The 7043-nt window shown below is 52.2% G+C and carries 5 protein-coding genes; all 5 read right to left on the bottom strand.

The features are described from left to right. Window positions 1-732, bottom strand: a 732-nt coding sequence (locus IQ219_RS14695; RefSeq protein WP_194073096.1) for a TatD family hydrolase, incomplete at its 3' end; no start/stop codon positions are given. A 135-nt stretch (window positions 733-867) separates the two neighbouring features. Next, the gene (gene rpsT, locus IQ219_RS14690; protein ID WP_190596249.1) at window positions 868-1161 is read right to left on the bottom strand and encodes a 30S ribosomal protein S20; all 294 of its coding nucleotides are present in this window, start codon (window positions 1159-1161) and stop codon (window positions 868-870) included. A gap of 95 nt (window positions 1162-1256) precedes the next feature. Beyond that, a complete protein-coding gene (locus IQ219_RS14685) occupies window positions 1257-5375 on the bottom strand; it encodes a PAS domain S-box protein (RefSeq protein ID WP_194073095.1) in 4119 nt (1372 codons plus the stop codon). After that, complete coding sequence (locus IQ219_RS14680; RefSeq protein ID WP_228017143.1) at window positions 5372-6169, bottom strand: DUF6816 family protein; 798 nt, start codon at window positions 6167-6169, stop codon at window positions 5372-5374. Before IQ219_RS14680 ends, IQ219_RS14685 begins: the two co-directional genes overlap by 4 nt. Before the next feature lie 93 nt (window positions 6170-6262). Beyond that, window positions 6263-7043: ATP-dependent helicase (locus tag IQ219_RS14675; protein WP_194073094.1), on the bottom strand; the 781-nt coding region annotated here is incomplete at its 5' end.

The raw sequence follows: 7043 nt of genomic DNA, 5'->3' as shown, positions 1-7043 counted from the left end.
GGCAAGGGTTTCTGGGGGGACATGGCGTAGGGCGGCGATCGCCTCGGCCACATGGCGGACAAAGGCTGGTTCATTGCGTTTACCCCGTTGGGGCACCGGCGCCAAAAAAGGACAATCGGTTTCCACCAACAGGCGATCGGGGGGGACCATTTGGGCACTGGCTTGGATAGCTTCTGCTTTTTTGAAAGTCACCGTACCACTGAAACTGATGTAAAAACCCAGGTCCAAAAACCATTGGGTCTCCTCAGGACTACCGCCCCAGCAGTGCATTACTCCGGTCACAGGGCCTTGTTCTTGTTGAAATTTCGTCAACACTTGGCGCATGGTGTCCGCGGCATCCCGGCAATGGATAATCACCGGCTTATTCAATTCCCTGGCGATCGCCAACTGGGCCCGGAAAACTTCAATTTGATGGTCACGGTTATCGGCCTTGAAAAAATCCAAACCCATTTCACCAATGGCCACCACCCGGCTATCCGCCTTGGCATAGGCAAAAATTTGCCCAGCAGTATTAGTTTGCCAATCCTGGGCGTCCAAGGGATGGAGCCCCACGGCAAAAAATAGTTCAGGAAAACGATCAGCCAGGGCTTGGATCTGGTCAAATTCCTGGGGCTTCACACAGGAATGAACCAATTGCACCACCCCCGCTTGCTGCCAACGACGCTGTAACTGGTCTAAATCCGCCGCAAAAACATCAAAGTTAATGTGGACATGGGTATCAACTAGATGCATAGTTCCCCTAATGCCGTGGGCGATCGTCCAAGTAACCAAAAACCAGAGGTTGTCCCCAGCGAGAATACCGGTTGGTCAATACAATCGGCCAAAACTACCCGCAATTACCAACTTCCCCAGGGGGAAGGACGGTGCCTAGGCAGCCGGCAGGGCGCTTTGGAGAGCCTTGGCTAGGCGAGCCTTTTTGCGGGCCGCATTGTTTTTGTGGATTACCTTGCACTTCACCGCCTTATCAATTTTGCTGAAAGCGGCGGACATACTGGTGTTGATCGTATCAAGATTGTCAGGATTGGGGTCATTGGTGTAGGCCTCCACCGATTGAAAGGTTTTTTTCATCAGGGTTTTGATGGCCGACTTATAGCTTTTGTTCTGGAGTCGGTTGCGTTCAGCAATTTCGATGCGCTTCAGGGCGGACTTAATATTAGCCACGGTTGCTCTCTAAGGTACGTAACTGTAAAAAGGGTTGGTTCACAAAGATCAGAATTGTCATTCTAACAGTTTGGGGACACCACGACAATGGTTGCCTAACTGTACCAGAGGGGTAAATCCACCTCAAAGCGACTACCTTGGCCCAATTGGCTAGTCACAGTAATGGCACCGCCGTGGAGTTCGGCACATTTTTTCACAATGGGCAGCCCCAGGCCGGTTCCAGGGACGGATCCAACATTGGTGCCCCGGTAAAAACTATCAAATAAATTGGGTATTTCTTCAGGGGCAATGCCAATACCGTAGTCCTGGACAGAAAAAACGCCATCGTCACCCCGCCGTTGGAGATGGAATTCCACCTGGTGGCCGTGGGGAGAGTATTTGATCGCATTACCAAGGAGATTGGTCAAAATTTGCCTTAATAATTTGGGGTCAAAGGCGACGGGTTCCCCAGCCCTAAGGCCATCATAGCTGAATAACAGGCAATGGTATTCCGTACTGCCCTGGAGTTCATCGGTGATGCCCTGACAAAAGCCGACTAAATCTAGGAGTTGGGGCTCAAATGGCAGATACTTAGTTTCCGCCCGGTTAATGGTGAGCACGTCGTCCAGTAGTTCTACCATATGATGAACACTTTCCTGAATGCGCTCCAGGTGTTGGCCGCGCCTTTGCCCATCCAGTTTTGACCAATATTTTTTCAAGATGCCAGTGGAGGAACTGATAATTGCCAAAGGAGTACGAAATTCATGGGACGTGGTGGAAATAAACCGGGAACGCAATTCCCCCAATTCCTTTTCCGTTTCCAGGGCAGCCAAAATACGCTTTTCAGCATTTTTGATATGGGTGATGTCGTGGACGATCGCCACCAGGTTGGCCGGATGTTGGCCGTTGCCATCCTGGAGGAGAAACACGGAGGCGGTGACGGGAATTTCGGCGGCGGTTTGGTAATGTTGCAGACTGAATTCCCCCTCCCAAGCACCGGCACGGAATACCTGGGGAATGATTTCTGTTTGCCAAAAATTGAGGTACTCGGGACTCACGTATTCGCTTAGATGGGTGCTTTGGGCAGCTTCCAAGTTTTCTAGGCCCATTAGTGATTGCCCTGCTTGGTTGAGGAAGGTCACCCTTTGCTCTAGGTCGGTGATGACAATTAGCTCGGTGCTATTTTTGACCACAAAATCCAGGTTTTGTCGCTCTATTTCAATTTGCTTTTGTCGCCGTAGGTCGGTGATTACCCCCACTAAGCCGTCCACGTTCCCCTGGTTATCCCTCAGGGCGGTGATGGAGATGTACACCGGTAGGCGATCGCCAGTTTTGGTGATGTAGGTCCATTCCCTTTCATAAACGCCCCATTGAATGGCGGGAATGGCAAACATGTCGATGGAATTGGGCAGGAGGGTTTGCCCTAGCTGTTGGGAAAGCTGGGCGACTTGGCTGGCCATTTCTTCCAGATCATGGAAAATGAGGGGGGTTTGTTGGCCAATCAGTTCCGCCGCTGTGTAGCCCAAAATCTCCTCCGCAGTGCGATTAAAAGTACTGATAAAGCCCTCGCCGTCGGTGGAGATAATCATGTAGTTGGCCACATCAAAAATGCCTTTTTGCAGTTGGTTGACTGCCAACAGTTTTTGTTCGGCCCTTTGTCTTTCCGATAGCTCCTCTTGCAGGCGTTCGTACAATAGTGATTGTTGAATGGCGATCGCCAATTGGTTACCGAGGCTTTGCATTAATTGGATTTCTGCGGTTTGCCAAGTGCGGGTAGTGGAGCACTGGTGCACAATTAGTAATCCCCAAAGACTATGGTCAAAAACAATGGGGGCTACCATTCTGGATTGGGACTCCGCCACGGTGAAACATTGCACGGCACAATTACTGGCACACTCCGGTAATTGATCGTGGGAAGCATAGATGTAACCGTTGAGGTATCGTTGATAGCATTCCTCCGGGAAGCTTGCGGGACTGAGGTCCATTTGCATCACCGAAGGTTGCCCATTGACCACCGATTCGGCGATCGTGATGCCCAGACCATCTTCTTGGATGTGGTAAATTAACACCCGGTCAGCGTGGATGGTGCGACGCACTTCCGTCACAGTGGTGCGCAAAATCGTTTCTAGCTTGAGGGACTGCCGAATTCTCTGGCTGATGGAAGATAACAGTTTTTCCTGTTGGGCCTGGTTACGGAGGGCCTTTTCCGCCTCTTTCAAATCATCGATGTCCGTACTGCTGGCCAGCCAACCATTGATACTGCCAAAGCGGTCCTGGAGGGGCAATACCTGCAACAGGTGCCAACGGTACTGACCATCATTTCTCCACAGGCGACATTCCAACTGAAAGAATTGCTGGGCGGCGATGCCTTGACCCCACTGCCTTTGCACCGTTTCCCGTTCCCCCGGCTCAATAAACTGCTGCCAAGTGTTACCCAAAATTTTTCGACCCCGGCGACTAAAATAAGCCAAGGTCCGTTGATTACACTCCCACACCTCTCCAGTGGAAGAAAGTCGCCAAACCAGATTGGGCAAGGCCTCCAACAAAGTGCGGTGAATTTGTTCGCTGTCCCGCAGTTTCCTCAGCACCCGTTGGCGATCGGTCACATCCCGCACCGTTACCAAGCGGCAATCTTCCCCCTGCCAATGGATGGGCACAGCCTTAATTTCCCCCACCCCTTCCTCTTCCGGGGAAACATTAATGCCAATTTCCGTTTGTCCTTGGTTGGACAGCCCCAGTTGGGATTGTAAAAACTCCTCCTCGCTGAGGCCAAACATCTGGCAAGCCATGGGATTGGCGTAGATTACCTTGTCACGGTTATTTAAAATGATAATGCCATCGGCAATGGTATTCACCAAGGTTTGCAATTGTTGTTCCTTGGTATGGAGTGCCGCTTCTGCCCGTTTGCCTTGGCTAACGTCTTGGGCCAAGCAGAGGATTTTGCTCGTTTGACCGCCCCCATCAATTTCAAAGGCGGAAATTTCCACCGTGAAGTAGTGTACCGATCGCCGGGCATCGGTAAATTCAAAGCTAAATTCCTTTTTCTCGTGGGCTTCGAGTGCCACCAATTCTTGCCGCGAAAAGTAACCAGGGGGGAGTAAGAGATCCCGCCAGGGGCCGGCATCAACCATGGGGTTGGGAATTGATGCTCCAGCGGACTCCCCGTTTACCAATGTGGAGGGGATATTGAGATAGACGATTTCATTTTTGATCAGATCGTAGAGGTAAATAAGATTGGGGTTATGGCTGAGTAGTTTCTGGATTAAATGCTGGTTACGTTGTTGCTGTTGCTGTTGCCAAACGATGCGGGCTTCCAAATGCTGGACAATGCGGGGCATTTCCATTTCCCGTTGCAGAGCCTCCAGTAAAACGTCCGGTTGGAGAGTGGCAAGCCATTGCTGGGGTCCTACCCAACCAACAAAAGCACCACTGATATCGGTGACGATCACATAATCATCATTCTGCCGGCGGAGTAGCTCCCTGGCATGGCAATAGGTTTGGTTAATGGTACAGAGGGGAAAAGTGGGGCTGAGGTCTGGGCCGATGGGATTATCCAAACCGAGAGAGCCATAGTTGGGGCTCCTAAAATAATGGCTGAGACTGATATTCCCCAAGGGAATGCGGGTGGTGGCGGTGGGTAGTAGAGGGGAGGAATAGACCACCGGCAAGCCAGAAATTTGCTGCTCGAAACAATGGCGGACCAATTGCCCAAAAGTGGTTTCTGGCCCTAGGCAAAGGGGAGGAGAGGCCGTCACCTGGAGGGGAAGACTTTGCCACAATTGACAAAGATTTACTGAGCGGATGAGATTGCCAACGCTCAACAAGCCCCAGGTTTGATGTTGTCGATCCACCACGGGGATGACGTCCCAGCCGTGGCCCCAGGTGGCAAAAATCTGCATCACTTCCCCCAGACTAGGTAACTTTGCCAAGTCCAGTCGCAGGGAGCATGGTAAGCAGATTTCCGCCAAGGCGATCGCCGGGGAAAAATGTTCAGTCCAAAGGGCGGCGGCCAATTGCCAGTCCGGTAATAAACCCAACAGTTGACCATGGCTATCTAGCACCAAAGTCCAGGGGGGAAAAGCCTTGGTCTCTACCTCAGGCTCCCAGGGGTGTTGGCCATGGTGGTAGTGCCAACGGTTCAGGGCTTCCGCCGCACTCAACTCCCCCGGCAAACAAAGACAGGACCATTGAATGGCCCTGGCAATGGTCTCCCTGGGAGTGACGGCAAAATTCATGGTTCTGGCAGAGCTTCTAGGGTAAGTTCATAGCGATAGAGGGCAATGGGGTGGTGGCCGGCGGCGAAGTAATCGGGGTCAGTGGGGGACAAATAAACCGCGGTGACTTGGCTGGCGCTAATTTTGCCCGGGCCTAGGTGGTAGTAGGCGGTGGTGGTTTCCACTTGGTTGAGGTACTGGGTGCCACCGGCAATAAATTGTTGATTGGTTAATTCCGTGGCGAGGAAGTGGTCTGGGTCGGGGCTGCTTTGGCTATAACCAAGGACGGTGGAGACCAGTCGTTGATGTTGGGGAAAAACGGTGACTAGGCGGGGACTGGGTTGTTCTTTAACCTGGACAGTAATATGTATATCTTCTCCATCCTTACCCAAATAGGCCTGGGTGATGGCTTCGGCATTAAAACGGCGATCGGGCACAATAACTGGGGTGTTGTTGACCAAATCCGACAGGGCCCAGTTAAATTCTGGCAGGGGAGTTTGGTCAATGAATCTGACTGGAAATTTAATTGGTTGTTCCAGGTAGGCCCCATTCTTAGCAAAGCCAGGACTAACGATGTCCGGGGCCAGGGGGGCTAATTGTTCGGTAAGGGTGCTGGTGACCTGCCAAGTGCCGGCAAACCATTCCGGATAACGAATTTCTCCTTTTCTCTGTTCCAGGGTGGGCAAATTAGACCACTGGGGATAGGCATCCCATCGATCGGGGAGTGATTCCGCCCCAGCAGGGGCCCTGGCGGCCACTAGCCAGAGTAAATTGCACAAAAATAGCACTGTTAAGCGGACGAAAAATCTAGACAAAAATTTACCAAAACCGATATTGGGTAAGGGTTTGGACCGATCGCCGTGGCCGCCAATGCCCTTTGGATCCGATTATAGTCTTTCCCCTAGGAACTAGGAACCGAAGCGCTTTTGCAGAGCCAATAGGGCTCGGGACGGTTCTTTGGCGCGTAAACGGGGGGATTGGCGGGCTTGCATTTGGTTCCAGGCAAAGGGCCCTTCCTGGGCGGCGGATAGCCACAGTAAACGCTTGGCCCTGGTCATGGCTACGTAGAGCAATCGGTATTCCTCTGCTTCCTTGAGGCGGCGGGCTTCTTGCCAAGCAGTGGCGGTGACCGGCAAGGCAATCGCCCCGGCTTTTTCCTGTTGACGATGGTGTACCACGGCGCGAATTTGGGCCCGGGCCACCTCCGCTAGGGTAAACTGCCCCAAAAATTGTCCCCCTTTGGGTACCCATAGATCACCGGGGAGAGTGTCCTGGTGCAAAAAGGGCAAAAAGACATAATCCCAATCCAATCCCTTCGCTTTATGCATGGTGATGATGGTGATTTGTCCTGGTCTGGTGTACTTTTCGTCACTGTCGCTGGCGATCGCCTCAAATTGTTCGTCGTTGGCAATGGTGTGGAGGGCGCTGAGCAGATTTTTTAACGACCGTTCCGGCTGGGTTTGCACCTGTAAACGTTCCGACAACTTTTGTAGGGTGGCTAAATCTGAGCTGTCATAGTTGAGGGCTAGACCCAAAAAAGCAATCAATTGATAGGCCGGCAATTCCAGGCGGGCTTTGAGCAAACTGCGGCAGAGGCCCTGGGCAGAAACCGCCAAGGAAGATAGGGGCGGCATCAGGGGGGTGGGGTAGAGAAATTGTTCTGGCACGGCGGCCAAGGCGTTTAAATCC

Source organism: Synechocystis sp. LEGE 06083, assembly GCF_015207725.1.
Lineage (GTDB): Bacteria > Cyanobacteriota > Cyanobacteriia > Cyanobacteriales > Microcystaceae > Synechocystis > Synechocystis salina.
The sequence above is the reverse complement of the archived record's forward strand: the minus strand, read 5'-3'. Positions and strand labels throughout refer to the sequence as shown.